Annotated in this window: 29 protein-coding genes; 8 read left to right on the top strand and 21 right to left on the bottom strand. The window is 63.0% G+C overall.

Features of this window, described 5'->3' with window-relative positions; all coding sequences use genetic code 11:
• Positions 1–105: 105 nt before the first annotated feature.
• The 4 genes from thrC to FLQ44_RS18895 all read right to left on the bottom strand — a co-directional run bounded on the left by thrC (position 106) and on the right by FLQ44_RS18895 (position 4,598).
• Positions 106–1,512: a threonine synthase gene (gene thrC, locus FLQ44_RS18910; RefSeq protein ID WP_147695601.1), complete on the bottom strand. Its 1,407-nt coding sequence runs from the start codon at positions 1,510–1,512 to the stop codon at positions 106–108.
• Position 1,513: 1 nt separating this feature from the next.
• Positions 1,514–1,837 carry a hypothetical protein gene (locus FLQ44_RS18905; RefSeq protein ID WP_147695600.1) on the bottom strand — a complete coding sequence of 108 codons (324 nt, stop codon included), beginning with the start codon at positions 1,835–1,837 and terminating at the stop codon, positions 1,514–1,516.
• Positions 1,830–3,140: a homoserine dehydrogenase gene (locus FLQ44_RS18900; protein ID WP_147695599.1), complete on the bottom strand. Its 1,311-nt coding sequence runs from the start codon at positions 3,138–3,140 to the stop codon at positions 1,830–1,832. The genes FLQ44_RS18905 and FLQ44_RS18900 overlap by 8 nt, the downstream gene beginning before the upstream one ends.
• Positions 3,141–3,368: 228 nt before the next feature.
• Positions 3,369–4,598, bottom strand: a complete 1,230-nt coding sequence (locus tag FLQ44_RS18895; protein ID WP_147695598.1) for a pyridoxal phosphate-dependent aminotransferase — start codon at positions 4,596–4,598, stop codon at positions 3,369–3,371.
• A gap of 171 nt (positions 4,599–4,769) precedes the next feature.
• Here FLQ44_RS18895 and FLQ44_RS18890 point away from each other — a divergent pair, with 171 nt between their 5' ends.
• Complete coding sequence (locus FLQ44_RS18890; protein ID WP_026107822.1) at positions 4,770–5,138, top strand: Mth938-like domain-containing protein; 369 nt, start codon at positions 4,770–4,772, stop codon at positions 5,136–5,138.
• A complete protein-coding gene (locus tag FLQ44_RS18885) occupies positions 5,138–5,482 on the top strand; it encodes a GlpM family protein (RefSeq protein WP_147695597.1) in 345 nt (114 codons plus the stop codon). The genes FLQ44_RS18890 and FLQ44_RS18885 overlap by 1 nt, the downstream gene beginning before the upstream one ends.
• 21 nt (positions 5,483–5,503) lie before the next feature.
• On the opposite strand, the gene FLQ44_RS18880 is transcribed toward FLQ44_RS18885, so the two are convergent.
• The 10 genes from FLQ44_RS18880 to queA all read right to left on the bottom strand — a co-directional run bounded on the left by FLQ44_RS18880 (position 5,504) and on the right by queA (position 13,326).
• Positions 5,504–5,860: a carboxymuconolactone decarboxylase family protein gene (locus FLQ44_RS18880; protein WP_147695596.1), complete on the bottom strand. Its 357-nt coding sequence runs from the start codon at positions 5,858–5,860 to the stop codon at positions 5,504–5,506.
• 218 nt (positions 5,861–6,078) lie between these two features.
• The gene (locus tag FLQ44_RS18875) at positions 6,079–7,386 is read right to left on the bottom strand and encodes an NAD(P)/FAD-dependent oxidoreductase (protein WP_147695595.1); all 1,308 of its coding nucleotides are present in this window, start codon (positions 7,384–7,386) and stop codon (positions 6,079–6,081) included.
• A 110-nt stretch (positions 7,387–7,496) separates the two neighbouring features.
• A complete protein-coding gene (ubiB, locus tag FLQ44_RS18870; RefSeq protein ID WP_147695594.1) occupies positions 7,497–9,038 on the bottom strand; it encodes a ubiquinone biosynthesis regulatory protein kinase UbiB in 1,542 nt (513 codons plus the stop codon).
• 14 nt (positions 9,039–9,052) lie between these two features.
• Positions 9,053–9,634 carry a ubiquinone biosynthesis accessory factor UbiJ gene (locus FLQ44_RS18865; RefSeq protein ID WP_147695593.1) on the bottom strand — a complete coding sequence of 194 codons (582 nt, stop codon included), beginning with the start codon at positions 9,632–9,634 and terminating at the stop codon, positions 9,053–9,055.
• Position 9,635: 1 nt separating this feature from the next.
• Positions 9,636–9,962 carry a DMT family transporter gene (locus FLQ44_RS18860; protein WP_147695592.1) on the bottom strand — a complete coding sequence of 109 codons (327 nt, stop codon included), beginning with the start codon at positions 9,960–9,962 and terminating at the stop codon, positions 9,636–9,638.
• 3 nt (positions 9,963–9,965) lie between these two features.
• Positions 9,966–10,640: a YiaD family glycine zipper/OmpA-like lipoprotein gene (locus FLQ44_RS18855; RefSeq protein ID WP_147695591.1), complete on the bottom strand. Its 675-nt coding sequence runs from the start codon at positions 10,638–10,640 to the stop codon at positions 9,966–9,968.
• A complete protein-coding gene (locus tag FLQ44_RS18850) occupies positions 10,637–11,188 on the bottom strand; it encodes a M15 family metallopeptidase (RefSeq protein ID WP_147695590.1) in 552 nt (183 codons plus the stop codon). Before FLQ44_RS18850 ends, FLQ44_RS18855 begins: the two co-directional genes overlap by 4 nt.
• On the bottom strand, positions 11,188–11,922 hold the full coding sequence (gene ubiE / locus FLQ44_RS18845) for a bifunctional demethylmenaquinone methyltransferase/2-methoxy-6-polyprenyl-1,4-benzoquinol methylase UbiE (RefSeq protein ID WP_147695589.1): 735 nt from the start codon (positions 11,920–11,922) through the stop codon (positions 11,188–11,190). Before ubiE ends, FLQ44_RS18850 begins: the two co-directional genes overlap by 1 nt.
• A 2-nt stretch (positions 11,923–11,924) precedes the next feature.
• Positions 11,925–12,296: a gamma-butyrobetaine hydroxylase family protein gene (locus FLQ44_RS18840; protein ID WP_017508178.1), complete on the bottom strand. Its 372-nt coding sequence runs from the start codon at positions 12,294–12,296 to the stop codon at positions 11,925–11,927.
• Positions 12,297–12,300: 4 nt separating this feature from the next.
• A complete protein-coding gene (gene queA, locus FLQ44_RS18835; RefSeq protein WP_147695588.1) occupies positions 12,301–13,326 on the bottom strand; it encodes a tRNA preQ1(34) S-adenosylmethionine ribosyltransferase-isomerase QueA in 1,026 nt (341 codons plus the stop codon).
• 288 nt (positions 13,327–13,614) lie between these two features.
• Between queA and aroQ the strand changes: the two genes are divergently transcribed.
• The 6 genes from aroQ (at position 13,615) to FLQ44_RS18805 (ending at position 18,828) form a co-directional block, all read left to right on the top strand.
• Positions 13,615–14,064 (top strand): type II 3-dehydroquinate dehydratase, encoded by a 450-nt coding sequence (gene aroQ / locus FLQ44_RS18830; protein ID WP_147695587.1) that lies wholly within the window; start codon positions 13,615–13,617, stop codon positions 14,062–14,064.
• Between the two features lie 27 nt (positions 14,065–14,091).
• Complete coding sequence (gene accB, locus FLQ44_RS18825) at positions 14,092–14,556, top strand: acetyl-CoA carboxylase biotin carboxyl carrier protein (RefSeq protein ID WP_147695586.1); 465 nt, start codon at positions 14,092–14,094, stop codon at positions 14,554–14,556.
• 132 nt (positions 14,557–14,688) lie between these two features.
• Positions 14,689–16,044: an acetyl-CoA carboxylase biotin carboxylase subunit gene (gene accC / locus FLQ44_RS18820; protein WP_147695585.1), complete on the top strand. Its 1,356-nt coding sequence runs from the start codon at positions 14,689–14,691 to the stop codon at positions 16,042–16,044.
• A 4-nt stretch (positions 16,045–16,048) separates the two neighbouring features.
• Positions 16,049–16,939, top strand: a complete 891-nt coding sequence (prmA, locus tag FLQ44_RS18815; RefSeq protein WP_147695584.1) for a 50S ribosomal protein L11 methyltransferase — start codon at positions 16,049–16,051, stop codon at positions 16,937–16,939.
• A gap of 3 nt (positions 16,940–16,942) precedes the next feature.
• On the top strand, positions 16,943–18,169 hold the full coding sequence (locus FLQ44_RS18810; RefSeq protein ID WP_147695583.1) for a DUF3426 domain-containing protein: 1,227 nt from the start codon (positions 16,943–16,945) through the stop codon (positions 18,167–18,169).
• 104 nt (positions 18,170–18,273) lie between these two features.
• Positions 18,274–18,828: a redoxin family protein gene (locus FLQ44_RS18805; RefSeq protein ID WP_147695582.1), complete on the top strand. Its 555-nt coding sequence runs from the start codon at positions 18,274–18,276 to the stop codon at positions 18,826–18,828.
• A 128-nt stretch (positions 18,829–18,956) separates the two neighbouring features.
• On the opposite strand, the gene FLQ44_RS18800 is transcribed toward FLQ44_RS18805, so the two are convergent.
• From FLQ44_RS18800 to hemE, 7 genes are all read right to left on the bottom strand, one after another.
• Complete coding sequence (locus FLQ44_RS18800; protein ID WP_017508186.1) at positions 18,957–19,952, bottom strand: NAD(P)H-dependent glycerol-3-phosphate dehydrogenase; 996 nt, start codon at positions 19,950–19,952, stop codon at positions 18,957–18,959.
• 10 nt (positions 19,953–19,962) lie between these two features.
• Positions 19,963–20,406 (bottom strand): SH3 domain-containing protein, encoded by a 444-nt coding sequence (locus FLQ44_RS18795; protein WP_147695581.1) that lies wholly within the window; start codon positions 20,404–20,406, stop codon positions 19,963–19,965.
• 5 nt (positions 20,407–20,411) lie between these two features.
• Complete coding sequence (gene secB / locus FLQ44_RS18790) at positions 20,412–20,864, bottom strand: protein-export chaperone SecB (protein WP_147682641.1); 453 nt, start codon at positions 20,862–20,864, stop codon at positions 20,412–20,414.
• A gap of 87 nt (positions 20,865–20,951) precedes the next feature.
• Entirely contained in the window at positions 20,952–21,209 is a 258-nt protein-coding gene (gene grxC / locus FLQ44_RS18785; protein ID WP_026107825.1) for a glutaredoxin 3, read from the bottom strand.
• Positions 21,210–21,269: 60 nt separating this feature from the next.
• On the bottom strand, positions 21,270–22,658 hold the full coding sequence (gene dacB / locus FLQ44_RS18780; RefSeq protein WP_147695580.1) for a D-alanyl-D-alanine carboxypeptidase/D-alanyl-D-alanine endopeptidase: 1,389 nt from the start codon (positions 22,656–22,658) through the stop codon (positions 21,270–21,272).
• Positions 22,659–24,833: a primosomal protein N' gene (locus FLQ44_RS18775; protein ID WP_147695579.1), complete on the bottom strand. Its 2,175-nt coding sequence runs from the start codon at positions 24,831–24,833 to the stop codon at positions 22,659–22,661. It lies immediately after the preceding gene.
• A 361-nt stretch (positions 24,834–25,194) separates the two neighbouring features.
• Positions 25,195–26,256 carry a uroporphyrinogen decarboxylase gene (hemE, locus tag FLQ44_RS18770; RefSeq protein WP_147695578.1) on the bottom strand — a complete coding sequence of 354 codons (1,062 nt, stop codon included), beginning with the start codon at positions 26,254–26,256 and terminating at the stop codon, positions 25,195–25,197.
• Positions 26,257–26,441: the final 185 nt, after the last annotated feature.

Here is a 26,441-nt window from a genome sequence, read left to right as displayed (position 1 = left end):
CCTTTACCCCGCCCGCCGCTGTCTGGCGGGCTTTTTCTTTGCTGCCTGGCCATAAAGAAAAACCCCTTCCTGCGGGAAGGGGTTGCGGGGTCGGCTAGCGGCGGTTTAGCCCAGCGCCTGCCGTACGTAGGCCTTCACCGCGCTGGCGTCGGCGTCAAACACCGTTACCCGTTGCGGCAGGTCTTCCAGGCCCTCGAAACCGGCCGGGCGCGGTGCATCGCGGTTCAGCGCCTCGCGGATGGTGTCGGCAAACTTGGCCGGCAGCGCGGTTTCCAGGCAGACGATGGTTTCGCCCGGCAGGCGCACTTCGCGCGCTACCTTGATACCGTCGGCGGTATGGGTGTCTACCACCACGCTGTCCTCGGCGTCCACGGTGCGGATGGTGGCCAGGCGGTCGGCGTGGCTGCTCTTGCCGGATACAAAACCGAACTGCTCGCGCAGCTGCGTCAGCCTGTCGCCCAGGTCGAAGCCGCGGCCAGCGTCTACCTCGGCCCACAGGGCCGCTACGGCGGCGCCGTCACGGCCTAGCAGGTCGAACACGAAGCGCTCGAAGTTGGACGCCTTGGAGATGTCCATCGACGGGCTGGAGGTCACCCAGGTATTGGCGGTGCCACGCGGCTGGTAACGGCCGGTCTTGAAGAACTCGTCCAGCACGTCGTTTTCGTTGGTGGCCACGATCAGGCGCTGCACCGGCAGGCCCATCTGGCGGGCGATGTGGCCAGCGCAGACGTTGCCGAAGTTGCCGGACGGCACGCAGAAGCTGACTTGTTCGTCGTTGCTGCTGGTGGCGTTGAAGTAGCCCTTGAAGTAGTACACCACCTGCGCCACCACACGTGCCCAGTTGATGGAGTTCACGGTGCCGATCTTGTACTGGCGCTTGAAGTCGTGGTCGTTCTGTACCGCCTTCACGATGTCCTGGCAGTCATCGAACATGCCTTTGATGGCGATGTTGTGGATGTTGGCATCCTGCAGGCTGTACATCTGCGCGCGCTGGAACGGGCTCATCAGGCCGTCCGGGCTCAGCATGAACACATTGATGCCCTGCTTGCCGCGCATGGCGTACTCGGCGGCAGAGCCGGTGTCGCCGGAGGTGGCACCCACAATGTTCAGCTGCTCGCCCTTTTTGGCCAGCACGTACTCGAACAGGTTGCCCAGAAACTGCATGGCCATGTCCTTGAACGCCAGCGTGGGGCCGTTGGACAGCTCCAGAATCACCAGGCCGTCGTGCAGGCGCTTCACCGGCGTGATGGCCTCGCTGCCGTACACCTCGGCGGTGTAGGTGCGTGCCAGCATGGCTTTCAGGTCGTCTTGCGGGATATCGGTGGCAAACAGGCTGATGATCTCGAACGCCAGCTCGGCGTAGGACAGATCGCGCCAGGCGTCCAGCTGGGTGCGGCCAACCTGCGGGTAGCTTTCCGGCAGCGCCAGGCCGCCGTCCGGCGCCAGGCCCATCAGGATGGTGTCGGAAAAGGACAGCGGCGCCATGCCGCCACGGGTGCTGATGTATTTCATGTTATCGAACCAGTGTGTTCAGGCATTGCAGGCCCACATTGAGCAAACGGCCCTGCCAGGCAGGCTCGGCCAGAATGTCTTTGCCTTTGGCCGACACTTCCAGCAGCTCGCTGTTGCTCAGGCCGGACACCAGCTTGTCGCTGGCACAGCTGCAATAACCGTTGATCTTGCTTTGCGAGCTCAGCAAAGGCAGCAGCGGCGTGCTGGCAATTTTGCTGCGGCACGCATCATTCATGCGGTCCTGCGCCAGCTGGCGCGGGGCCAGCGTGGCGCAGCCCGCCAGCAGGCTGCTGGCGGCCAACAGGATAAGCAGGCACTTAGCCATTGAGCTCTTCCATGCGCAGGCGCACGACCTTGCCCGCTACGCTGTCCAGTGCCTCGATGGCGGCAATGGCGGCGTTGGCCGCTTTTTCCAGCACGCGGTGCGTGAGGATCACGATCTCGGCCGAACCGTCAGCAACAGCGCCTTTCTGGATCAGTGCTTCGATGGAAATGCCGTTTTCGGCCAGCAGGCGGGTAATGTCCGCCATCACGCCAGCGCGGTCGATGGCCTGGATGCGCAGGTAGTAGCTGCTGACCACCTCGCCCATCGGCAGGATAGGCAGGTCTTTGAGCTGGTCTGGCTGGAAAGCCAGGTGCGGTACGCGGTGTTCCGGGTCGGAGGTCAGCAAGCGGGCCACATCGACAATATCGGCTACCACGGCCGACGCGGTCGGCAGCGCACCGGCGCCCGGGCCGTTGAACAGTGCCTGGCCGATGGCATCGCCACGCACCAGCACCGCGTTCATCACGCCGTTTACATTGGCAATCAGCTGCTGCTCGGGGATCAGCGTGGGGTGTACGCGCAGCTCTACGCCTTGCTCGGTGCGGCGGGTCAGGCCCAGCAGCTTCACGCGGTAGCCCAGCTCTTCGGCGTACTGGATGTCCTTGCCGGCCAGCTGGCTGATGCCTTCCAGATAGCACTGGTCGAAGTGCATCGGGATACCAAAGGCAATGGCGGCCATGATGGTGAGCTTGTGGCCGGCGTCGTGGCCTTCCACGTCAAAGGTCGGGTCGGCTTCGGCGTAGCCCAGTGCCTGCGCTTCTTTCAGCACGTCGGCAAAGTCGGCACCCTTCTCGCGCATTTCGCTGAGGATGAAGTTGGACGTGCCGTTGATGATGCCGGCCAGCCATTCGATACGGTTGGCCGACAGGCCTTCGCGCAGCGCCTTGATGATGGGGATGCCGCCGGCGACAGCCGCTTCGAACGCCACCATCACGCCTTTTTCCTGCGCGCGGGCAAAAATTTCGTTGCCATGTACCGCCAGCAGCTTTTTGTTGGCGGTGACCACGTGCTTGCCGTTGGCAATAGCCTGCAGTACCAGCTCTTTGGCCACGGTGTCGCCACCGATCAGCTCGACCACGATATCCACATCGGGGTGATTGACCACGGCAAACGCATCGGCCACCACGGTGACGTCGGCGCCGACCAGTTCACGGGCTTGCTCTACATTGCGGCGGGAAGCAATAGTCAGGCGGATGTCGCGGCCGGCACGGCGGCTGATTTCTTCCGCGTTACGCTTCAATACGGTGGCGACACCGCCACCGACTGTTCCCACCCCCATCAGGCCAATATTGATCGGCTTCATTGTTGAATACTCCTGCTGTTTCGGTTTTCAAATTTCCCTGGCACGTCGGCCTGCTGCCGGTGGCAGCTGCTGGTTTGTTTCCCAGCTTTTTATCTCTGCGCTGCGGCCAACTTATAGGTTGGCCGCAGACAGCACAAAGGGGCGCGCACGCCCCTTTGCTTCATTCATGACCTACCCGCGCCTGTCGCTTGGGCAGGCGGTGCTGCTGTGCGGCGCGGGCCAGTGTGTTCATGCGGTACCGTGGCGTTTGCGGTAGTTTTCCAGGAAGCGGGCGATGCGGCCGATGGCTTCGGTCAGATCGTCGCTATTGGGTAGGAATACCACGCGGAAGTGATCCGGCGCAATCCAGTTGAACCCGCTACCCTGCACCAGCAGCACGCGCTCTTGCTGCAGCAGCTCCAGAATGAACTGCTGGTCGTCTTCGATAGGGTAAACCGCCGGGTCCAGCCGCGGGAATAGGTACAGCGCGCCCTGCGGCTTGACGCAGCTCACGCCAGGAATATCGGTGAGCAGCTTATAGGCCAGTTCGCGCTGGCGCGCCAGGCGCCCGCCTGGTGCCACCAGGTCGTCGATGCTCTGGTAGCCGCCCAGCGCGGTCTGGATGGCGTACTGCGCCGGCACGTTGGCGCACAGGCGCATCGAGGCCAGCATGTTCAGGCCTTCGATGTAGTCTTTGGCGCGGCGTTTGTCGCCGGACAAAATCATCCAGCCGGCGCGGTAGCCGCAGGCACGGTAGTTTTTGGACAGGCCGTTGAAGGTGCACACCATCAGGTCCGGCGCCAGCGAGGCGATGGAGGTGTGGGTGGCACCGTCGTACAGCACCTTGTCGTAGATTTCATCGGCGTACAGCAGCAGGCCGAATTCACGCGCCACGTCTACCAGCTGCTGCAGCACGTGGTCGGGGTACAGGGCGCCGGTGGGGTTGTTCGGGTTGATGATGACCAGCGCCTTGGTACGCGGCGTGATCTTGGCGCGGATGTCGGCAATGGACGGCATCCAGCCGTCGTTCTCGTCGCACAGGTAGTGCACCGGCTGGCCGCCGGCCAGGCTGACGGCGGCGGTCCACAGCGGGTAGTCCGGCGCCGGCACCAGCACTTCGTCGCCGTTATCCAGCAGCGCTTGCATGGCCATCACGATCAGCTCGGACACGCCGTTGCCAATGTAGATGTCTTCCATACCCACCTGCGGCAGGTGCTTTTGCTGCGCGTAATGCATGATGGCCTTGCGCGCGGCAAACAGGCCCTTGGAATCACAGTAGCCGGAGGCGTTTTGCAGGTTGACGATAACGTCTTCGATGATCTCGTCCGGGGCAAAGAAACCGAAAGGCGCCGGGTTGCCGATATTCAGCTTGATGATGCGGTGGCCTTCTTCTTCCATGCGCTTGGCGTGTTCGAGCACCGGGCCGCGAATGTCGTAGCAGACGTTGGCAAGTTTCTGTGATTTCTGGATGGGCTGCATGGGGGGTGATACCGTCTGTTTGGCGTGCTGCCCGGCGTGGCGGGCGGCGACTATGTCCTGTTCTGTGCCGCAAGCGGCGGGCGTATCCGGCCCTGGCATTCTGGCCAGGCGGGGTATAATCCTATCCCAAACCGTGGTGCACTGCACTACACCAGCCAACAGGATTTCATCATGAAGCTGCACGAAGCCAAAACTGCAGGTGCCAACCTGTTTACCGCGCACGGCGCGGGCTATGTCGAGATCAACCGTGAACGCCACGAAGGCAGCCTGATCGTGAGTGCCGACAGCATTACGCCGTGGGCGCCGGCCAACTTTGCGGCGCTGGAAGAAGCGCACTTTGCCCAGCTGCTGGCCCTGCAGCCAGAGCTGGTGATTTTTGGCAGCGGCCCCACGCTGCGTTTCCCGCACCCGCGCCTGAGTGCGGCGCTAACCAATGCCGGTATTGGCGTGGAAGTGATGGACACCAGCGCCGCCTGCCGTACCTACAACATTTTGCTGGCAGAAGACCGCAAAGTCGTGGCCGCCTTGCTGGGCAGCTGATGGATATCGCCCTGCTGGGCAAGTGCCTGCTGGGGGCGCTGGCGGTGCTGCTGATACAGTGGCTGTCTGGCAGCCGCTATTTCTTTGTGGCCGGGCTGGTACCGCTGTTTCCCACCTTTGCCCTGATTGCGCACTACATAGTTGGCCGCAGCCGCAGTGCGGCCAACTTGCAGCAAACCGCCTTGTTCGGGCTATGCGCCCTGCTGCCCTACGCCCTCTACCTGCTGGCCGTGTACCTGCTGAGTGTGCGCCTGCCGCTCGCTGCTACCCTGTTGCTGGCCACCCTGTGCTGGCTGCTCGCTGCCGCCATCCTGTTATGGGGCTGGCAGCACTGGCACGGCTAGCCAGGCTGGCAGCGCCGCAGGCTAGGCCGCGGCCTGTTCCCCGCCAAATGTCTCGTAGGCCAACAGCGCCTCGGCGGCAGTCATCAGCGATGGCCCGCCGCCCATATACACCGCCACTTGCAGCATCTCCATGAATTCGGCGCGGCTACAGCCCAGTTCCACCAGCGCCTTGGCGTGAAAACCCAGGCAGCCCTGGCAGCGGGCGGCAATGCCGATACCCATAGCGATCAGCTCTTTGTGCTTGGTGCTTAGCGCACTGTCGGCCAGCGCGGCACGGCTCATCTGGCCGAAGCCTTTCATGGTGTCGGGTATCTCGCGGCGCAGGTCGGCCAGCTTGGTAGACAAAGTGGCGGTAAGGTCTTGATAGTCGTGCTGCATGCTGGCTCCTGATGATTAAGTGGCTTACGTTTTATATTTTTATATATCGTATGCCAAATAGCAAGCCTGCGGCCAACCCTGCCACACACAAAAACCAGCTTGCGGATGACATTGCTTAGCCAATACGGCCCGGCTTTGCCGGGCTCGGCGCCAGTTAGACCCGCGCTTTGCCCCAAGCATGAAGGCCGCCCCGTGGGCGGCCTTGCCTACTGCCTAGCTCAATGCAGCTTCAGCGCCGGCTTCGCCACCCTGCGCAGGCGATCCCCCACCCACAGCAGGCCGGCCAGCCACCAGCCGTGCACCGCCGCCTGGTGCATGCGGTACAAGGAGGCATAGATCAGCTTGGCACCGCGCCCTTCCACGTAGTAATCACGCTTGGGGCCGACAATGGCCGCCAGGCTGCCCACCGCCGTGTGCTTGCCTAGCGACACCATCATGCCCTGCGGCTTGAAGGCAAAATCGGGTACCGCCTGCTGTTGCAGCCAGGCCTGCACCGCGCCTGCCAGCCACTGCGCTTGCTGATGCGCCACCTGGGCGGTGGCGGGCAGCGGGCGGCCGTCCGGCCCGGCGCAGGCAGCACAATCGCCCATTGCCAGAATGTTTTCGCCCGCCACGCAGCGCAGCTGGGCGTCCACCTGCAGCTGGTTAAGGCTGTTGACTGCCAGGCCATCCAGCTGCGCCAGCCAGGCCGGTGCTTTTACCCCAGCGGCCCACACCGTCATGTCGGCCGCTACCGTGCTGCCGTCCTGCAGCTGCACGCCCGCAGCCGTCACCGCCGCCACGCGGCTGCGGGTCAGCACCCGCACGTGGCGTGCGGCCAACTGTTCCTCGGCGTAGGCCGACAACGACGGCGGAGCCGCCGCCAGAATGCGCTCGGCGCCCTCGATAACGCTGATATGCACCTGCGCCGGCTGCAGGCGCGCACCGTAAACATGCATCTCGCGCACAGTGTGGTTCAGCTCGGCCGCCAGCTCCACGCCGGTGGCGCCGCCACCGACAATGGCAATGTCCAGCCCCGCCTGCTGGCCGATGCTGCACTTGAACGCCAGCTCCAGCAGGCGGTGGCGCAGGCGCTCGGCGTCCTCTGGCGTATTCAGCTGCAGCGCGTGCTCTGCCACCCCCGGCGTACCAAAATCATTGCTTTGCGCCCCTACCGCCAGCACCAGCCAGTCGTAGCCGATATCGCGCGGCGGGCTCAGCTGCTGGCCGTCGGCGCCATGAATGGCCGCCAGGCTAATGACGCGCTGCTGGCGGTCCAGCCCCTGCATGTAGCCGAATTCGAAGTCGTAACCGTTGTGGTAGCCGTGGGCGAAGTAATTCACCTCATCCTCGCCGCTATTGAGCACGCCGGTGGCGACCTCGTGCAGTAGCGGCTTCCAGATATGGGTGGGCGACCCGTCCACCAGCACGATACGGGCGCGGTGGCGCAGCCCCAGCTGGCGGCCCAGGCGGGTGGCCAGCTCCAGGCCCCCCGCACCACCGCCGACGATGACAATGCGCGGTAAATCAGCAGAACGGCTCAGCATGACAACTCCTTTGGATCAGAATGCGTTACCGCAGCCCCCTGCCATAAAACAAAACGGCTGGGGTAACGCATCGCGCGCCAGCCCAGCCGTGTTGCCCCGCAGCGTACCTGTCAGCCAGGCAGACCGCGCATCAGCAGTATCACCAGCAGTGCCAGCAACAACAGCGCGATCAGCTTGAGCAGGAAGTTCTGCGTTTTTTGTTCGCGCATCAATTGGATATAGCCTTGCAACACAAGTTCGGTGGTCTGGCCAGATAAGGCCTCGCCCAGCTTGCGCGGAATGGTGGGCAGCGTGGTGGCCCATTGCGGCACCTCGTGCTTGAGCGTGCGCAGCAGGCCGCGCCAGCCGATCTGCTCGTTCATCCACTTGGTCAGGAAAGGCTTGGCGGTATCCCACAGGTCCAGCTCCGGGTCCAGCTGGCGGCCCAGGCCTTCGATGTTCAGCAGCGTTTTCTGCAGCAGCACCAGCTGCGGCTGGATTTCCACATTAAAGCGGCGGCTGGTTTCAAACAGGCGCAGCAGCACCATGCCAAAGCTGATCTGCGACAGTGGCTTGTTGAAGATGGGCTCGCACACGGTGCGGATGGCCGCTTCCAGCTCTTCGGCGCGGGTATCGCGCGGCACCCAGCCGGATTCAATGTGCGCAGTGGCCACGCGGTGGTAGTCGCGGTTGAAGAAGGCCAGGAAGTTCACCGCCAGATAGTGTTTGTCGGTGTCGGTAAGGCTGCCGACAATGCCGAAATCCAGCGCGATGTAACGGCCATCAGCCGCCACCAGGATATTGCCCGGGTGCATGTCAGCGTGAAAGAAGCCGTGGCGGAACACCTGGGTAAAGAAGATTTCCACGCCAAAGCGGCTGAGCTGCTTCAGGTCCACCCCGGCGGCGCGCAGGCGGTCGATCTGCCCCACCGGGATGCCGTCCATCCACTGCATGGTCATCACGTCGCGCCGGGTGTAGTCGTAGTACACCTCCGGCACCAGCAGCATGTCGCTACCGATAAAATTGCGGTGCAGCTGGCTGGCGTTGCCGGCCTCGTGCATCAGGTCCAGCTCGTCGTGCAGGTGGCGGTCGAACTCGGCCACCACTTCGCGCGGTTTCAGGCGTTTGCCGTCGGGCAAAAAGCGCTCCACCAGCCCGGCCAGCACTGCCATCAGCGCCAGGTCCTGCTCGATCACCGGCAAGATGCCGGGGCGCAATACTTTTACCGCCACGTCTTTGCCCGGCTGGCCGTGGCTGCCATGCAGGCGCGCACGGTGTACCTGCGCAACCGAAGCGCTGGCTACCGGTATGTTGTCGAATTCGGCGTAGATGTGGGCCAGCGGCTGGCCAAAGCTGCGCTCGATCACCTCGCGCGCAATGGCGCTGTCAAACGGCGGCACGCGGTCTTGCAGGTACGCCAGCTCGTCGGCGTAATCGGGCGGCAGCAGGTCGCGGCGAGTAGACAGCACCTGGCCAAACTTGATGAAGATCGGCCCCAGGTGCTCCAGCGCCAGGCGCACACGCTGCGGTAGCGGCGCAGCGGTATCGCGCGGCACAGGCAGCAAGCGGAACAGCTTGGCAAGCAGCCCTACTTTGGGACGGCCGGCCAGAAAGTCGTCCAGGCCAAAGCGGTAAAACACGGAAACAATCTTGAACAGACGCGTAATACGCATGATGGGCTTTATTGTTATGGTTGGCGAAGGTTGGCCGCACGCGCTTCCAGCAGCGCCAGGCGTTTTTGCAGGCGGTCGGCGTCTTCGCGCAGGGTATCTACCGCGCTGACAAAATCGGCTACGTCGGTTTTCTTGGCCAGCAGCGGCGCTTCTTCGCGCAGGTGCTCTACCCAGGTTTCCAGCAGGCGGCCGCCGATTTCACCCTTGATGCCAAACAGCCCGCGCACCCAGCCCTGTACACGGTGGGCGGCCACGTCGCCCACCACGCGCGACAGGTCTTCGGTGGCGTCCCACTGCAGCTGGCGTACGATGCGGCCAACGCTGGCGGCCAGCTCGGTATCGCCTTCCAGCACGATGTCGCCCATGGCAGGCTCCTGGCCGGATAGCTGTGCCAGCGCCACGCTGTGCTTCAGGCGCAGGCGCGCTTCCGGCTCGCCCTCGCAGGCGGCCAGCCAGCCATCGCTGGTGACTACCCCTGCCAGGTCGAACGGTGGCAGGCTGATGCCGATACGCCGCCCGGCGTGCTGCGCCAGCTCGGCGCGTACCGCCGGGTGCTGGTTCAGCACATGATTAAACGCTGCAATACGCAAACCCATGTCAGTGCCCCTTGCTGGCCAGACTCAATAAAATGGTGCCAATGATGATGGCCACGATGCCGGCCAGCTTCAGCGGCGGCATGCCTTCGCCGTAGTAAAACACGCCCACGGCGGCAACGACCGCCATGCCCACGCCGCACCAGATGGCGTACACCACGCCCAAGTCCAGCCGCTGCACCACTTGCGACAGCAGCCAGAACGCCAGCACGTAGCCCGCTACCACCACCAGCGAGGGCAGCGGGCGGGTAAAGCCTGCGGCCAACTTCAGCGAGGAGGTGGCCACCACCTCGGCGGCGATGGCCCCGGCCAGCATCAGCCAGGCGTTCATGCCTTACTGCACAACCGGTACGATCTGGATTTCCACACGGCGGTTCAGCTGCTTGCCGGCTTCGGTCTTGTTGTCACCGCGCGGGCGGCTGGCGCCGTAGCCGGTAGCGCTCATGCGCTCTGGCTGTACGCCCAGGCTGGCCAGCTGGCTTTCTACGGCGGCAGCGCGCTGTTCGGACAGCGGCTGGTTGATCTTGTCATTACCGCTGGCGTCGGTGTGGCCTTCGATATCCAGTGTGGTCTTGCCGTAGCGTTTCACGATGCTACCGATGGTGGACAGCGTCGGCAGGAAGGCCTGTTTCAGGCTGGCGGAGTTGGTATCAAACGCGGTGGCCGAAGTCATGGTCACGGTCAGGCTATGGTCGGCGTTTTTTCTCAGCTCGATCGCACCAGACTGGATCTGGGGTGCCAGCTGTTTTTCAAAATCCTGCGCTTGTTTGTCCATGTAAACGCCCACGCCGGCACCGGCCAGGCCGCCACCGATAGCGCCGATCACCGCGCCCTTGTTACGGTTGCCCTTGCCTGCCACGGCAGCCCCCAGTACGGCGCCACCGATGGTGCCCAGTACGGCACCCTTCTGGGTATTGGTGTATTGGTCCAGGTCTACCGAGGCGCAGCCGCTGGCCAGCAGGGCGGCAGAAACCATAGTCACGATGCCGAATTTGGAAAGGTTTTTCATGCGGTGGGTCCTTTTAATGGAGGTGCGGCACACTGCCAGCACCAGTGCCAGGGCTCATACAGATAGCCACTGGCGTTATCACGGCCAAAGCTCATGACAAAGCCGAAGCCGGCTGCGTGTTGCTGCAGCCAGGCAAAAGCGGGGGTGGTTTCAAAGTCTTCTTCCAGCACCGGCGAGCCGGGGGTGCCGATATCGATGGCACAGCCGGTATGGTGCTCGCTATAACCGGGCGCGGCGCTGACAGCCAGGATGGTATCCAGACACTGGCCGCGTGCCAGTTTGGCGGCCACGATCTCGTGCTGCCGCGCCACGCTGCGAAACGCCGATACCAGAAACAGCGTCACGCCGTCCGCGACAGCGGCGTCGCGCATGGCCTGCCAGGCGGCGGCGGCGCCGGCTAGCAGGTGGAACTCGCGCCCGGCGTCGTTCACCTCAGCCAGCACCAGGCTGGCGGCGTCGGCCTCGGCATAGGGCTGCAGGCCGCGTGCGGCCAACCTGTCCGGCGCAATGCCCAACTCGGCCAGACGCTGTGCCAGCGCGTCCTGCATCAGAACTTGATGCCTTTATGCAGTGCCACCACGCCGCCGGTCATATTGTGGTAGTCCACACGGCCAAAACCGGCGTCCAGCATCATCTGTTTCAGGGTTTCCTGATCGGGGTGCATGCGAATGGATTCGGCCAGGTACTGGTAGCTGTCGGCATCGTTGGCCACCAGCTTGCCCATCACCGGCAGCGCCTTGAACGAGTAAAAATCGTACAGCGGCGACAGCGGCTTCCAGACCTTGGAAAACTCCAGTACGAACAGCTTGCCGCCCGGTTTCAGCACGCGGAACATTTCTTTCAGCGCGGCGTCTTTGTGCGTCATGTTGCGCAGGCCAAAGGCTACCGAGACGGCGTTGAAATAGTTGTCGGGGAACGGCAGCTTTTCGGCGTCGGCCAGCGACACCGGCAGGATCATGCCCTCGTCCAGCAGGCGGTCGCGGCCAACGGTCAGCATGGAGCTATTGATGTCGGTGAGCCACACTTCGCCGCTCTTGCCCACGCGCTTGGCCCAGCCACGTGCCAGGTCGCCGGTACCGCCGGCGATGTCCAGCACCTTCTCGCCGGCACGCACGCCGGACGTGGTCAGGGTGAAGTGCTTCCATACACGGTGCAGGCCGCCCGACATCAGGTCGTTCATCACGTCGTACTTTTGCGCTACCGAGTGGAATACCTCGGCTACCTTGCCCGCCTTTTCGCTTTCGTCGACGGTTTTAAAACCAAAATGCGTCTGGTTGTCCATGCTTACTCCCTGCTCGCGCCTGCGGCGGCGAGGCGATTCAGATAATCCTGCCAGTACTGGTCGTGCTTCACGCCCAGCTCGTATAGGTAGGCCCAGCTATACAGGCCGCTGTCGTGGCCATCGTCAAACACAATCTTCAGCGCATAGTGCCCTACCGGCTCCAGGCCGGTAATGGCCACGTGCAGCTTGCCGGTTTGCAGCACCTCGTTGCCCACGCCGTGCCCGCGCACCTCGGCTGATGGCGAATGTACGCGCAGGTATTCGGCCGGCAGCCGGAAACGCGCGCCGTCATCAAAGCTGATCTCCAGCTGGCGCGATACGGCGTGCAGGATAACGTCCTGCGGGCTGGCGCTATCGTGAGTCAAACCGCTCATGAGCTTAGTCCTTGCGGGTCAGCAGCATGGCATCGCCATAGCTGAAGAAACGGTATTGCTGCGCCACCGCGTGTGCATAGGCAGCACGCATTTCGGTGTAGCCGGCAAAGGCCGACACCAGCATCAGCAGGGTGGATTTGGGCAGGTGGAAGTTGGTCAGCAGCTTGTCCACCACGTTAAAACGGTAGCCCGGCGTAATAAAGATATCAGTCTCGCCACGGCCTGCTTTCAGCACGCCATCGCCACGAGCGGCGGATTCCAGCGCGCGCATGCTGGTGGTGCCCACGGCCAGCACCTGGCGGCCGGCCGCATGCGCGGCGTGGATGGCATCCACGGTAGCTTGCGGGATATCGTAGATCTCGCTGTGCATTTTGTGGTCGGCAATATTATCCACCCGCACCGGCTGGAAAGTGCCTGCACCAACATGCAGCGTCACATTGCACAGTTTTACGCCCTTTGCGGCCAACTGCTGCAGCATGTCGTCGGTAAAGTGCAGGCCCGCGGTCGGGGCGGCCACCGCGCCTTTTTCGCGCGCATACACCGTCTGGTAGCGCTCGTCGTCGTCACCGTCGGTGTCGCGCTCGATATAGGGTGGCAGCGGCAGCTTGCCGGAGGCGTCCAGAATATCGAATACGTTGGCCGCATCCAGAAAGCGCAGGCGGAACAGCTCGCCCACGCGCTCTACCATCTCGGCCTGCCAGCGGCCGGCAAAAATCAGCTGCGTGCCCGGCTTGGGCGACTTGCTGGCGCGCACATGGGCCAGCACGTGGTGTTCGTCCAGCACGCGCTCTACCAGCGCCTCGATCTTGCCGCCGCTGGCTTTTTCACCAAACAGGCGCGCCTTGATCACGCGGGTATCGTTAAACACCATCACGTCGCCGGCCTGCAGGGCATCGGCAAAGGCAGCAAACTGCGCATCGGCCAGCGTACTGCCGTTGACCAGCAATAAGCGGCTGGCGCCGCGCACGGCGGGCGGGTGCTGCGCGATCAGGTTGTCGGGAAGGTGGTAGTCAAAGTCGGAAACGTGCATGGCGGGTATCTTTTAGAAAACGTGGCGATTATACCTTTCGAGCGCCATCCCGTGGCAGCGTTCCCGGCACACCTTCTGCTTGTGCCAGATCAACAAGCGTTTTATTGCACCTCGCTAAAGTTTACCGGCTGCTTACAATGTGCCGATTTGTTAGTGCTTTCACTCGAAAGCGCAACATTTTTCCAACACGGTCGCAACTTAAACACACGTTTGAAATGCGGCAATTGCTGGACATCTTGCTGACAATTGCGGCAAACTCGCGCCCATATCAAAACAGGGACTGACACCTTGACCCGAAAAATCCTCGTGCTGCACGGCCCCAATCTGAACCTACTCGGACTGCGCGAGCCACAGCACTACGGCCGGGACACCCTGGACGACATCAACCAGCGCCTGCGTGCGCAAGCCAGCGATGCAGGCTTTGAGCTGGATGTTCTGCAAAGCAACGCCGAACACGTGCTGATCGACCGCGTCCACGCTTGCCTGAGCGACGGCACGGCTTTTGTCATCATCAATCCGGCAGCTTTCACCCATACCAGCGTCGCCCTGCGCGATGCACTGGCGGGCGTCAAGGTGCCATTCATTGAAGTCCACTTATCCAACGTCCACGCTCGCGAGCCTTTCCGCCACCATTCGTATTTTTCGGATCTGGCGGTAGGTGTGATTTGCGGCCTGGGCGCTGATGGCTACGCACTGGCACTGGCTCACGCGATGAAGCGTCTGGGCCTGCCGGCATAACACCCGAATACTATCCGAAGGAAGACCATGGACCTGCGCAAACTGAAAAAGCTGATCGATCTCGTCGAGGAATCCGGCATTGCTGAACTCGAAGTGACCGAAGGCGAAGAAAAAGTCCGCATCACCCGCGTATCCGCCAATGCGGCGGTCAACTTCGCACAACCCATGCAAGTACACCTGCCGCAGCATGCCGTCCCGGCAGCAGCGCCGGTAGCGGCAGCCCCTGCGGCGCCAGCCCCGGTAGCAGCAGCCGACAACGCCAATGCGGTGAAATCGCCGATGGTCGGCACCTTTTACCGCCGCCCAAGCCCGGGCTCCAAGCCGTTTGTAGAAGTCGGCCAGCAAGTGAACGTAGGCGACACCCTGTGCATCATCGAAGCGATGAAGCTGATGAACGAAATCGAAGCCGAGCGTAGCGGTGTGGTGAAAGCTGTGCTGATCGAAGAAGGCCAGCCGGTAGAGTTCGGCGAGCCGCTGTTCATCATCGAATAAGCAGCGATCTGCCGTGAATTTCAAATGACAGGGCACGCCAGCGTGCCCTGTCGTTTTCGCGTGAATTGAAGGGCTGCCAACAGCCCGAGCCCGATGCCAGCACGACGGTATCCGGGCTGCGGAGAAACCGACATGTTTGAAAAGATCCTGATCGCTAACCGCGGGGAAATTGCCCTGCGTATCCAGCGCGCTTGCCGCGAAATGGGTATCAAGACCGTGGTTGTGCATTCCGAAGCCGACCGCGAGGCCAAGTACGTGAAGCTGGCCGACGAATCGGTCTGCATTGGCCCGGCATCCTCCACGCTGAGCTACCTGAATGTGCCGGCGCTAATTGCCGCTGCCGAAGTCACCGACGCCCAGGCTATTCACCCTGGCTACGGTTTCCTGTCGGAAAACGCCGATTTTGCCGAACGCGTAGAACAATCCGGCTTTGTGTTCATCGGCCCGCGCCCGGAAACCATTCGCCAGATGGGCGACAAGGTTTCCGCCAAGCAGGCGATGATCGACGCTGGCGTGCCGACCGTCCCTGGCGTAGCCGGTGCGCTGCCGGATGACCCGGCAGAAATCACCAAGATTGCCCGCAAGATCGGCTTCCCGGTGATCATCAAAGCTGCAGGCGGTGGCGGTGGCCGCGGCATGCGCGTGGTGCATACCGAAGCGGCGCTGATCAACTCGGTGAATATGACCCGTACCGAAGCCGGTGCCGCTTTTGGCAACCCCACCGTGTACATGGAAAAATTCCTGGAACAGCCGCGCCATATCGAAATTCAGGTACTGGCCGACCAGCACGGTAACGCCGTGTACCTGGGCGAGCGCGACTGCTCCATGCAGCGCCGCCACCAGAAAATCATCGAAGAAGCGCCGGCACCCGGCATTACTGCCGAACAGCGCAAGCGTATTGGCGAAGCCTGCGCCGACGCCTGCCGCCGTATTGGCTACCGTGGCGCCGGTACGTTCGAGTTCCTGTATGAAAACGGCGAGTTCTACTTTATCGAGATGAACACCCGCGTACAGGTAGAACACCCGGTATCCGAGCTGATTACCGGCATCGATATCGTGCAAGAGCAGATCCGCATTGCCTTTGGCGAGAAGCTGCGCTTCAAGCAAAAAGACATCGTGTTCAAAGGCCACGCGATGGAATGCCGTATCAACGCGGAAGACCCGTTCACCTTTATTCCGTCGCCAGGCAAGATCGAAAGCTACCACCCGGCCGGTGGCCCGGGCATCCGTATCGACTCGCACATCTACCAGGGTTACACGGTTCCGTCCCATTACGACTCGATGATTGGTAAACTGATCTCTTACGGTGATACCCGCGAACAAGCCATGGCGCGCATGCGCGTGGCCCTGTCCGAAATGGCCATCACCGGCATCAAAACCAATATCCCGCTGCATCAGGAACTCTTCATGGACACTGCCTTCCGTCAGGGCGGCACCAGCATCCATTATCTGGAAGAGCGCTTGGCGCAGATGAAGAAAGGCAGTTAATTCCATGGCATGGCTGCAAGCCACCATTCACGCTGACTCGGCCATTGCCGAGAAACTGGCCGACGTCCTGATGGACGTTGGCGCCCTGTCCGCCACCATCGAAGATGCGCTGGCGGGTACCGATGAAGAGCAGCCGATCTTTGGCGAACCCGGCGAGCCGGTAGACCAGCTGTGGAGCCACAGCCTGATCAACAGCCTGTTTGCCGAAGACGCCGATGTGGCCCTGCTGGTGACCGCTGCGGCCAACCAGTGCCATATCGCTGTGCCCAGCTACACCGTATCGCGGGTAGAAGAGCAGGACTGGGTACGCCTGACGCAAAGTCAGTTCGACCCGATCCGCATCTCCGACCGCCTGTGGATTACCCCCACCTGGCACACCTCGCCAGACCCGGCTGCCATCAACCTGCAGCTGGACCCGGGCCTGGCCTTTGGTACAGGTAGCCACCCTACTACCCGCCTCTGCCTGCAGTGGCTGGACCAGCAGATCCAGGGCGGCGAAACGGTACTGGACTACGGTTGCGGCTCCGGCATTCTGGCCATTGCGGCACTGAAACTGGGCGCCGGCGCGACGCGTGGTATCGATATCGATGCACAGGCCGTGCGCTCCAGTATCGATAATGCCCAGCAAAACAGCGTGAGTGCCGACTTTGGCTTGCCCAATACCCTGCAGCCTGGCGAGTACGACGTAGTGGTGGCCAACATTCTGGCCAACCCGCTGCGCATGCTGGGCGAATTGCTGGCTAGCCACGTGAAAACCGGTGGTAAAATCGTGCTTTCCGGCATTCTTGCCGAGCAGGCCGAAGAACTGTCTGCCATTTACGCCAAATGGTTCGACATGGACGCCGCCGTGTTCGACGAGGGCTGGACCCGACTATCCGGAACCAAACGCCCGTAAAACATGAGCCAAACCACACAGTGCCCCAGCTGCCAGACCAAGTTCAAAGTCTCTGACGCCCATCTCGCCCTCGCCGGCGGCATGGTACGCTGCGGGCGCTGCAGCCATGTTTTCCACGCACCCAGCCATCTGGAAGCCGCCGTACCGGAGGTGCCCCAGGCGCCCCCGGTACCCCCCGCCCCACCCGTGATGTCGCAACCGGCCAGCGCAGCAGACATGCCGCTGCCAGGTAGCCTGGACGACGATTTCGAGCTGGAGCTGCCAGACTTTCAGCCGGCCCCTGCCCGGCCTGCGCCAGCCCCGACTAGCCGCACACCGGTACAAGCGCTACCGGACACCCCGATTGATGACGCCGATTTCGACCTGCCGGATTTCGACCTGCTAGACAAACAACGCGTCGCCGCAGCGCCCATCAAGCCAGAACCACCAGCACCGATAGCGGCACCAGCTACAGATATCGCACCCGATTTCCGCGCTGCAGCGGCCGAAGCCGAAGCCAGCCGCCAGGAAATAGCCGCCTTTCAGCAGGCGCTGGCAGAGGCACTGCGTAGCCCGACCAGCAATAAAAAGCTGTCGGCCTACCAAAGCGAACCCGAGCCAGAACCTGCAGAGCCGGACGAGCCGCCAGCACCCAGCCCTGCGCCGGCCATGGCAACGCGCACAGAACCGGTGTTCCGCGCCCCGGCTGCAGCAGCCTTGCCCGAGCAGGACGAACCCGCGCCAGAAGAGCCGCCTGCGGCCAACGCTGGCGCGCTGAAAACCACCCTGCAAAGCCTGGTTGCCATTTTGCTGGGCTTGGCCCTGCTCGGCCAGATTGCCTTCTTTAACCGCACCCGCATTAGCGCCGAAGCGCCAGAGCTGCGCCCGGCGTTCGAAGCACTGTGCGCCAGCCTGGGCTGCAGCGTACCGCTGCCGACCGACCGCCAGCTTATCCGCACCGAATGGTCCGAGCTGTCTTTTGTGCCGCAAAACGACCACCTGATCCAGCTGAACGCCACGCTAAAAAACCTGGCCAACTACCCGCAAGCCTTCCCGGTGATGGAGCTGACACTGAAGGATGCCGAAGACAAGGTCGTGGCACGCAAAGCCTTCCGCCCGGAAGACTATGTACCGGCCAACGAGCTGAAGCTGGGCCAGTTCAATGGCAATAGCGAGCTCAAGCTGCAGCTGCGCATGGAAATGACCCAGGGCAAAGCACTGGGCTACAGCCTGCACTTTTACTATCCCTGAGTGTTACCCCTGCGTGCCGGGCGCCCTGCCCGCTGCACGCGCCGCAATACCTGCTTGAAATTCCTCCCGGATAAGCCACGATAGTAAAAAACCGGGAGGATTCGATGGCACTACACCCCTTTATCTATAAAGAAGAAACGCTGGAAGTGGGCGGCAGCTTCCCCGAAGCCGGGCAGACCCTGCCCAGCTTCATGCTGGTAGACGAGCAGCTGCGCGATGTCTCGCTGGAGCGCTACCTGGGCCGCGTGAAGCTGGTCATCACCCTGTTATCGATCGATGCGGAATCGGCCGGCCTGGCCCTGCTGCAAGACCTGCGCCGGGCACTGGAAGCCTGGCCGCTGCTGCAGTTCATTGTGGTCACCGTGGATTCGCCCTTCAGCCTGCAGCGCGCACGGCGCGAGCACGGCTTGCCACAGGTGGTGTTGCTGTCCACCCTGCGCGGGCGGGACTTTCACAAACACTATGGCGTGCTGCTGCAGGATATTCCCCTGGCAGGCGTGACGTGCCCGGCGCTATGGCTGGCCGATGAGCAGGACAGCATCCATTTTGCCCAGCGGCTGGATGCCGACGAGCACGAGTTTGATCTGGCCAGCCTGCGCGAAAAACTGGCCACCGTGTTTGCCCCGCCCCCGGCGCAGGCGGCAGGCGAAGACGGCTAAGCCCAGCAGCCCGCCGCGCCGCGCCAAGCCGCTGCGGCATGACAGCGCAGTTTCATTGTGCACCCCATAAAAAACAAACCCCTTTCAGCAAGAAAGGGGTTCTAGGGGCAGGCTGCGGCCAACCTTGTTCAGGGTGTGCCGAACTCCGGCTTGGGCGTGCGGCCCAGCAGGCGCTCTACCACGCTCTGCGGCTTGGCCTGGTGATACAGCAGCTCGCACACGGCGGCGGTAATCGGCATATCCACTTCCAGCCGCTCGGCCATGCGCAGCACCTCGCGCGCGGTGGGCACGCCTTCGGCCACATGGCCCAGCTCGGCCAGAATGGTGTCCAGCGACTTGCCTTCGGCCAGCTTCAGGCCCACCTGGCGGTTACGCGACAGCGCACCGGTGCAGGTCAGCAGCAGGTCACCCACGCCAGACAAGCCCAGCATGCTTTGCTGGCTACCGCCCAGCGCCACGGCCAGGCGGGTGATTTCGGCCAGGCCACGGGTAATCAGCGCGGCGCGGGCGTTCATGCCAAAGCCCAGGCCATCGGCTACGCCGGTGGCAATGGCCATCACGTTTTTCACGGCGCCACCTACTTCTACCCCCACCAGATCATCGTTGGCATAGATGCGCAGCAAGGGGCTGTGCAGCTCGCGGGCAAAATCGCGGGCAAAGGCGTAGTTTTCCGAGGCCAGCGTCACGGCTGCCGGCAAGCCCAGCGCCACTTCTTTGGCAAAGCTGGGGCCAGACAACACGCCCACGGTTTTCAGGCGTGGAAACTCTTCGGCCACGACCTGGTGCGGCAGCAGGCTGGAGCCGGCTTCAAAGCCCTTGCACGCCCACAGGATGGGCGCATCCACTTTCAGGCGGGCCAGCTCTTTCAGGCTGGGGCGCAGGCCGGCTATCGGCGTGACCACCAGTACCAACTCTACCCCCATCACCGCTTCGGACAAATCGGCTGACAGGTGCAGGTTGTCCGGGAAAGGGCATTCGGGCAGGTAGCGGCGATTCAGGCGGTTGGCCTGCATGTCTATCATTTGCGCCGCATCGCGCCCCCACAGGGTGACATGATGCTGGCGGCTGAATGCCAGTGCCAGCGCCGTACCCCAGGCACCCGCACCAAGAACGGTAATCTTCATCACGGCTTTCTTACAGGCCCCACAGGCCGCTAATACGGGCGTAGCCAATGCTGCCGTCACGGTGCTTGACCTTGACCCAGCTGCTTTGCGGTGCTTCCTGCATATCCAGCACCAGGTCTTTTTCGGCCCAGAACAGCAGCTTGGCGCTGTCTTGTGCGCTGTCGCGTACCGCCAGCTTGTCGCTGGTGACCAGCAGGGTACGGCGCGTAGACAGGGCGGCAGACGGTATCCACGCGATGCCGCCGGTAGCGTCACGCACGCGCGACCAGTCTTTCTGCGCGGCCAGCACTTCTACCGGGTAGTAGCGGCTCACCACAAACAGCTTTTGTGCCGACAGGTTGGGCGCGTCGTACAGGGCCACGCCGGTTTCTTTGACCGAGCGGAATTCCAGTGCAAAAGCCGTACCGGCCAGCGAGGCCAGTACGGCAGCAGCAACAATAAGGTGTCGCTTCATGAGGTTCAGGCGTTACCGGCTTCGGCCTGCTCTGCACGTTGCTGCATGTAGAGGGCTTCGAAGTTGATCGGCGTCAGCAGTACTGGCGGGAAACCGGCGCGGCCAACCAGGTTGGACACGGTTTCGCGCGCGTACGGGAACAGGATGTTCGGGCAAGCCACGCCCAGGATCGGGTCGATGTCTTCTGCCGGTACGTTGCGGATCTGGAAGATACCTGCCTGGCTGACTTCGCACAGGAACATGGTTTTGTCGCCCAGCTTGGCGGTCACGGTGATGGTCAGCGACGATTCGAAGAAGCCGTCTTCCAGCTGCTGTGCGCCATTGGCCAGCTGCATGTCGATTTCTGGCTGTTCCTGCTCCAGGAAGATGGCGGGGGCGTTAGGGATTTCCAGCGACAGGTCTTTTACGTAGATTTTTTCGATGGAGAAAACCGGTTGCAGCTCTTGTTGTTCGCTCATTTTTTACGTCTCTATGGCACCAGGCAGGTGCGGGGTTGGAATCAGCTGTCATCATCGCATGAATAGATGACAGCGACGAGATACAGATCAATCTGCCAGCAGTACGTCCAGCTTGCCGGCACCATTCAGTGCCACCAGGTCGTCGCAGCCACCCACATGGGTGTCGCCAACGAAGATTTGCGGCACGGTGCGGCGGCCGGTGATGCTCATCATTTTTTCACGCTCGGCCGGGTCCAGGTCGATGCGGATTTCCTTGATATCGCTCACGCCCTTGCTGGCCAGCAGCTGCTTGGCACGAATGCAGTAGGGGCACACTGCGGTGGTATACATGGTAACGGGTTTCATGGCGGTATCCGGTAAGGTTTGGGTCGATTATAAGCGTGTGCCGTGGCGGTGTGCTACCGCTCACGGTGCCAGTAGCAAGCTGGCCTGGTAACGGCGAATCACGTCGCCCACCGCGGCATCCAGCGCCGGGGTCAGCTCGCTGGCGCGTGGCGAATTCACCACCGCCACAATCACCAGGCGCTGGCCGGTGGGGGCCTGCCAGTAGCCAGCCAGTGCGCGGGTATCGTCCAGCGTGCCGGTTTTCATGCGCAGGCTGCCGGCAAAGCTACCCAGGCGCTTGCGCAGGGTGCCGTCTTCGCCCGCCAGCGGCAGGGTAGCAGCTAGCTCGGGGCCGTAGGGCCCGCGGGCGGCGTCGCGCAGTACCTCGCCCAGCAGGCGTGCACTGATGCGCTCGCGCCGCGACAGGCCAGCGCCGTTTTCCAGCACCAGTGTATCTGCGGCCAACCCTTTGCTTTGCAAGAGGCTGCGCACCTGGGCGATGGCATCGTCCAGCGTGTTGCCGCTTTGTGGCTGCTGCACGCCCAGCGCCAGCAGCACGCTGCGCGCCATGGTGTTATTGCTGTGTTTATTGACGTCGGCCAGCACATCGGTCAGCGGGTCGGATTCCTGCTGCAACAAGGTGCGCGCCCCCACCGGTGCCGCTGCTACGCCCACGGCTGACGGCCCCTCCCCGCCCAGCCCGCGCCACAGCGCGCGGAAGCTCTGGCTGGCAAAGCTGTTGATATCCAGCACATTGACGTAGTTGGCCGCACCATCGCAGCCCTGCGGCAGCTTGCCGCTCACACGGATGGTGCGCTCTGCTACCGTCACCTTCACGTGCTGGCGCACGTCGCCGCAGCCCGCGGCACTGCTGGCCTGCAGCTGGTTATCCAGCGCAAATTGCGGCAGCGGCGGGTCGAGCTGCACCGCCGGTTTGCCGCCATCAAAGCCATAGCGCAGCCAGGCGACTTTCAGGTTTAGCAAATGGGTATCCGGCGGCACGGTAAACACCCGGTCGGCGTCACCGGCAAAGCCATCGGCACTGCCGATATTGCTGTAGGCGCGTTTATCCAGCAGCAGGCTGCCTTCTATGCGCTGCACCCCACGCAGGCGCAGCTGGCGCAGCATTTCGGCCAGGCGCGGGCTATCCAGGCGCGGGTCGCCGCGGCCAACCCAGTACAGATCGCCGCGTAGCACGCCGTTTTCCAGCGGGGCATCACTCTTGAACTCGGTTTTCCAGCGGTAGTTTGGCCCCAGGCGGTTTAGCGCGGCCCAGCTGGTGAGCAGCTTCATGGTTGAGGCCGGGTTGACCGGGGTGTCGGCACGCCAGGCGTCGAATACGCTGTCGTTTTCTACCGGCGCCGCCCAGATGGCCACTTCGTTGGGGCGAAAGCCTGCCGGTGCGGCAGCCTGCGCGCTGGCCTGTGCGCTGGCTGCGCAAAGGAATAACAAGGTCAGTGTGCGTTTCACTTAGAGCTCCAGTGGGTCGACATCCAGCGACCAGCGTAGCTGGCGCGATGCCTTGCGGGCCAGGGCCTCGATGGTGGGCAGGGCTGCCCGTAACCAGCCGTGCAAAGCTGCACGGGCGGTGGATTCCAGTGTGAGCTGGGCGCGCTCGCGCCCGGCCAGGCGCGCCATCAGTGCCGGGGCCGGGCCAAATGCGCTGATACCGTCCGGCGGCGTGCCCAGCTGCTGCAGTACCGCCTGCAAAAATTGCTCGGCGTCGGCGTACAAGGGGGCATCGGCGCGCAGCAGTATCTGGTAGGCCGCGGGTGGGAAACCTGCCTCGCGGCGCTCGGCCAGCTGGCTGGCGGCAAAGCCGTCAAAATCGTGCTGCTGTAGCGCCAGGTAGAGCGGGTGGTCTGGCCACTGGGTCTGAATCACCACGTGGCCAGGCACACCGGCACGGCCGGCGCGGCCGGACACCTGCATCAGCTGCGCAAACAGGCGCTCGCTGGCGCGGAAGTCCGCCGAGTACAAACCGCCGTCGCTACCCAGCACCACCACCAGCGACAGCGCGCCGAAATCGTGCCCCTTGGCCAGCATCTGCGTGCCCACCAGGATATCCACCTGGCCACTGTGCACGCGCTGGTAAATGCTGTCCCACGCCGTTTTGGTGCTGGTGCTGTCGCGGTCGATGCGCAAGATGCGCGCCTCCGGCAGCAGGCGCTGCAGCGCCGCCTCCAGCCTTTGCGTGCCCTCGCCCAGCGGCTTGATATCCGGGTTGCCGCAATCCGGGCACTGCACGGGGATGCGCTGCTGTGCGCCGCAGTGGTGGCAGCGCAGCTGGCGGGCGGTCAGGTGTAGCACCATGCGGGCACTGCAATGGCGGCAGGCGGATGTCCAGCCGCAGTCGGTACACGCCAGTACCGGCGAGTAACCGCGACGGTTGATGAACACCAGGCTCATCTCGCGCCGCGCCAGGCGCTGGCGCAGTGCCGCGATCACCTCGGGTGCCAGGCCATCGTCCAGCTTTTGCCGCCGCACGTCCAGCAGGCCGATCTGCGGCAAGCAGGCGCCGTCGTGGGCGCGCTGGTTCAACACCAGCTTGCGGTAGCGCCCGGCTTCCACATTGGCCACGGTTTCCAGGCTGGGCGTGGCGCTGCCCAGCACCACCGGCACCTGCTGCCGGTGCGCACGCCATACCGCCAGGTCGCGCGCGTGGTAACGCAGGCCGTCGTGCTGTTTGAACGAGCCATCGTGTTCCTCGTCCACAATCACCAGGCCCAGCTGCGGCAGCGGGGTAAATACCGCCAGGCGCGTGCCGATGACAATGCCGGCACGGCCCTGCCAGGCATCCAGCCAGCCTTGCAGGCGCTCGCCATCGGACAGGCCGCTGTGCAGGCAGGCAATGCCGGTGGCGGGAAAGCGCCGGGCAAAGCGGTCGATCAGCTGCGGGGTCAGGTTGATTTCAGGAATGATCACCAGCACCTGGCGGCCTGCGGCCAACACCTGGGCAATCAGCTGCAGGTACACCTCGGTTTTGCCACTGCCGGTAATGCCATGCAGCAGAAACGCGGCAAAGCCGCCCAGCGCCGCTGCCACGGCAGCGCGTGCCGCCTCTTGCTGCGCGTTCAGCGGCAGCGCGCCTTCTACCCGCAGTGCGGCCGGTTGCCATGGCAGCACGGCAATATCGCCACTGGCCAGGCCGGCTTTCAGGTAACTGCTTGCCTGCGGGTGCAGCTGGCGCAGGGCATCGCGGCTAAGCGGCTGCTGCAAGGCCTGCCACAGCAGGGTTTTAACGGTACTGCGCGCCGCAGGCGGGCTAGCCAGCCCCTGCGCGCTGAGCTGGTAATAGTGGTGGTCGGCCTGCTTGACCGGTTTTGCCTCGCGCAGGCTGGTAGGCAGGGCGGTAAACAAGGCTTGGCCTACGGGGTGCAGGTAATAGCGGGCAGCAAACTGCACTTGTTCCAGCAGCAGCGCAGGCAGCGGCGGCAGCTCGTCCAGTACCGCCAGGATGGGCTTGAGTTTGTCCGGCGCCACGGCGGGGGGCGGTATGCTGTTGTCGATAACGCCACACATCTCGCGTGGGCCAAAGGCTACTTTTACCCGCGTACCATCCGGCAGCGGGCTGTCATGCAGGTAGCTGAAGGCGGCGCGTAGCGGCACATCCAGCCACACACCCAGTATCACGTGCTCAGTCAAATGAACTCCCGTTTCCCCGCCAGGCCACGCCGGTATTGGCTTGGCGCAAGCTGTGCACAGATGCTGTGGATAACTTTGTGAACAAGCTGTAGTTCAGTGCACCCAGAGGCCGCCAAACCGGCCTTTGCGTTAGATTGCACAAAAATTAATCTAATTATTTTATCTTTTAAATTCAATGACTTGCGTTTTTAGTGGTTTTTTTATCGCTAGCGCTTGACAGAAAGCTCACAAACTTATCGAGCGTGTGAATAAGTACAGGAACAACACCGCCCGCAGCTGTCAAGCCCCCTGCGCAAAGGGCGGCCAACAATAAAAAACGGCCACCGCATCATACGATGGCCGCCAGCAAAATGCAGTGTTGTTACAGGTGGTACTGGCGCGACAAACGGTGCACGGCGTCTACCAGCGCACCGGCGTGTGCCGGGTCGGCAAACTGCGAAATACCGTGGCCCAGGTTGAATACGTGGCCGCTGCCGTGGCCGTAGGCCGCCAGGATACGCGCGGCTTCCGCCTCGATCGACGCCGGGCTGCCAAACAGCGCATTCGGGTCGAAGTTACCCTGCAGCGCCACCTGCTCGCCCACGCGGACACGCGCCAGGCCGATGTCGGTGGTCCAGTCCAGGCCCACGCAATCGGCACCAATACCGGCGATGGCTTCCAGCCACTGGCCGCCACCTTTGGTAAACACAATCACCGGTACGCGGCGGCCGTCTACCTCGCGGGTCAGGCCGGCAATGATCTGCTGCATATAGGCCAGCGAGAACTCGCGGTAGGCAGCGTGGCTCAGTGCGCCACCCCAGGTATCAAAGATCTGCACGGCCTGGGCGCCCGCAGCAATCTGGGCGTTCAGGTAGGCCGTTACCGACTGCGCGGTGATCTGCAAAATGCGGTGCAGCAGTTCCGGGCGGGCGTACAGCATGGCTTTTACGTGGCGGAAGTCGGCCGAGCCGCCGCCTTCGATCATGTAGCAAGCCAGCGTGAATGGGCTGCCGGAAAAACCGATCAGCGGCACGCGGCCATCCAGCGCACGGCGGATGCTGCTGACGGCATCAAAGACGTACTGCAGTTTTTCCAGCGGTGCCACTTCCAGCGCCTGGATCGCGGCTTCGTCGCGCAGCGTACGCTCGAACTTGGGGCCTTCGCCTTCGGCAAAGTACAGGCCCAGGCCCATGGCGTCCGGCACGGTCAGGATGTCGGAAAACAGAATGGCCGCGTCCAGCGGGAAGCGCTCCAGTGGCTGCAGGGTGACTTCGGTCGCGTAATCCGGGCTGGTACACAGACCCATGAAACTGCCCGCCTTGGCACGGGTCGCGCGGTATTCCGGCAGGTAACGGCCTGCCTGGCGCATCATCCAGATCGGGGTGTAGTCAACCGGCTGCTTCAGCAGCGCGCGCAGGAAGGTGTCATTCTTGAGCTGTGTCATGTCGGCCTGAGTGGGTCTGATAAGTTGGCCGCATTATACCGCGCCCGCCCTGCCCCGTGCTTTGACATAAGTCGCCCCGTTGTGGACAAAACGCCGGTGTCGCCCTGCACCGGATTTATTGCCATTGTTAATGCACTTGTGAGGCCCTACCCCGTGTGCTTAACTGGAACAGCTGTAACGATCAC

The organism is Vogesella mureinivorans (assembly GCF_007644035.1).
GTDB lineage: Bacteria > Pseudomonadota > Gammaproteobacteria > Burkholderiales > Chromobacteriaceae > Vogesella > Vogesella mureinivorans.
Note: the sequence above shows the minus strand (reverse complement) of the source record. Positions and strands in the feature narration are given on the sequence as shown.

Coding starts and splice junctions, on each gene's coding strand:
- FLQ44_RS18875 (WP_147695595.1), bottom strand. CDS start 7,386: ATGCTGAGCCGTTCTGCTGATTTACCGCGCATTGTCATCGTCGGCGGT.
- FLQ44_RS18810 (WP_147695583.1), top strand. CDS start 16,943: ATGAGCCAAACCACACAGTGCCCCAGCTGCCAGACCAAGTTCAAAGTC.
- accB (WP_147695586.1), top strand. CDS start 14,092: ATGGACCTGCGCAAACTGAAAAAGCTGATCGATCTCGTCGAGGAATCC.
- FLQ44_RS18850 (WP_147695590.1), bottom strand. CDS start 11,188: ATGCAGGACGCGCTGGCACAGCGTCTGGCCGAGTTGGGCATTGCGCCG.
- FLQ44_RS18865 (WP_147695593.1), bottom strand. CDS start 9,634: ATGGGTTTGCGTATTGCAGCGTTTAATCATGTGCTGAACCAGCACCCG.
- queA (WP_147695588.1), bottom strand. CDS start 13,326: ATGCACGTTTCCGACTTTGACTACCACCTTCCCGACAACCTGATCGCG.
- FLQ44_RS18905 (WP_147695600.1), bottom strand. CDS start 1,837: ATGGCTAAGTGCCTGCTTATCCTGTTGGCCGCCAGCAGCCTGCTGGCG.
- secB (WP_147682641.1), bottom strand. CDS start 20,864: ATGAGCGAACAACAAGAGCTGCAACCGGTTTTCTCCATCGAAAAAATC.
- FLQ44_RS18885 (WP_147695597.1), top strand. CDS start 5,138: ATGGATATCGCCCTGCTGGGCAAGTGCCTGCTGGGGGCGCTGGCGGTG.
- FLQ44_RS18895 (WP_147695598.1), bottom strand. CDS start 4,598: ATGCAGCCCATCCAGAAATCACAGAAACTTGCCAACGTCTGCTACGAC.
- grxC (WP_026107825.1), bottom strand. CDS start 21,209: ATGAAACCCGTTACCATGTATACCACCGCAGTGTGCCCCTACTGCATT.
- FLQ44_RS18855 (WP_147695591.1), bottom strand. CDS start 10,640: ATGAAAAACCTTTCCAAATTCGGCATCGTGACTATGGTTTCTGCCGCC.
- ubiB (WP_147695594.1), bottom strand. CDS start 9,038: ATGCGTATTACGCGTCTGTTCAAGATTGTTTCCGTGTTTTACCGCTTT.
- FLQ44_RS18860 (WP_147695592.1), bottom strand. CDS start 9,962: ATGAACGCCTGGCTGATGCTGGCCGGGGCCATCGCCGCCGAGGTGGTG.
- hemE (WP_147695578.1), bottom strand. CDS start 26,256: ATGACACAGCTCAAGAATGACACCTTCCTGCGCGCGCTGCTGAAGCAG.
- FLQ44_RS18800 (WP_017508186.1), bottom strand. CDS start 19,952: ATGAAGATTACCGTTCTTGGTGCGGGTGCCTGGGGTACGGCGCTGGCA.
- ubiE (WP_147695589.1), bottom strand. CDS start 11,922: ATGGACAACCAGACGCATTTTGGTTTTAAAACCGTCGACGAAAGCGAA.
- prmA (WP_147695584.1), top strand. CDS start 16,049: ATGGCATGGCTGCAAGCCACCATTCACGCTGACTCGGCCATTGCCGAG.
- FLQ44_RS18880 (WP_147695596.1), bottom strand. CDS start 5,860: ATGCAGCACGACTATCAAGACCTTACCGCCACTTTGTCTACCAAGCTG.
- accC (WP_147695585.1), top strand. CDS start 14,689: ATGTTTGAAAAGATCCTGATCGCTAACCGCGGGGAAATTGCCCTGCGT.
- FLQ44_RS18890 (WP_026107822.1), top strand. CDS start 4,770: ATGAAGCTGCACGAAGCCAAAACTGCAGGTGCCAACCTGTTTACCGCG.
- FLQ44_RS18805 (WP_147695582.1), top strand. CDS start 18,274: ATGGCACTACACCCCTTTATCTATAAAGAAGAAACGCTGGAAGTGGGC.
- FLQ44_RS18795 (WP_147695581.1), bottom strand. CDS start 20,406: ATGAAGCGACACCTTATTGTTGCTGCTGCCGTACTGGCCTCGCTGGCC.
- thrC (WP_147695601.1), bottom strand. CDS start 1,512: ATGAAATACATCAGCACCCGTGGCGGCATGGCGCCGCTGTCCTTTTCC.
- FLQ44_RS18900 (WP_147695599.1), bottom strand. CDS start 3,140: ATGAAGCCGATCAATATTGGCCTGATGGGGGTGGGAACAGTCGGTGGC.
- FLQ44_RS18840 (WP_017508178.1), bottom strand. CDS start 12,296: ATGAGCGGTTTGACTCACGATAGCGCCAGCCCGCAGGACGTTATCCTG.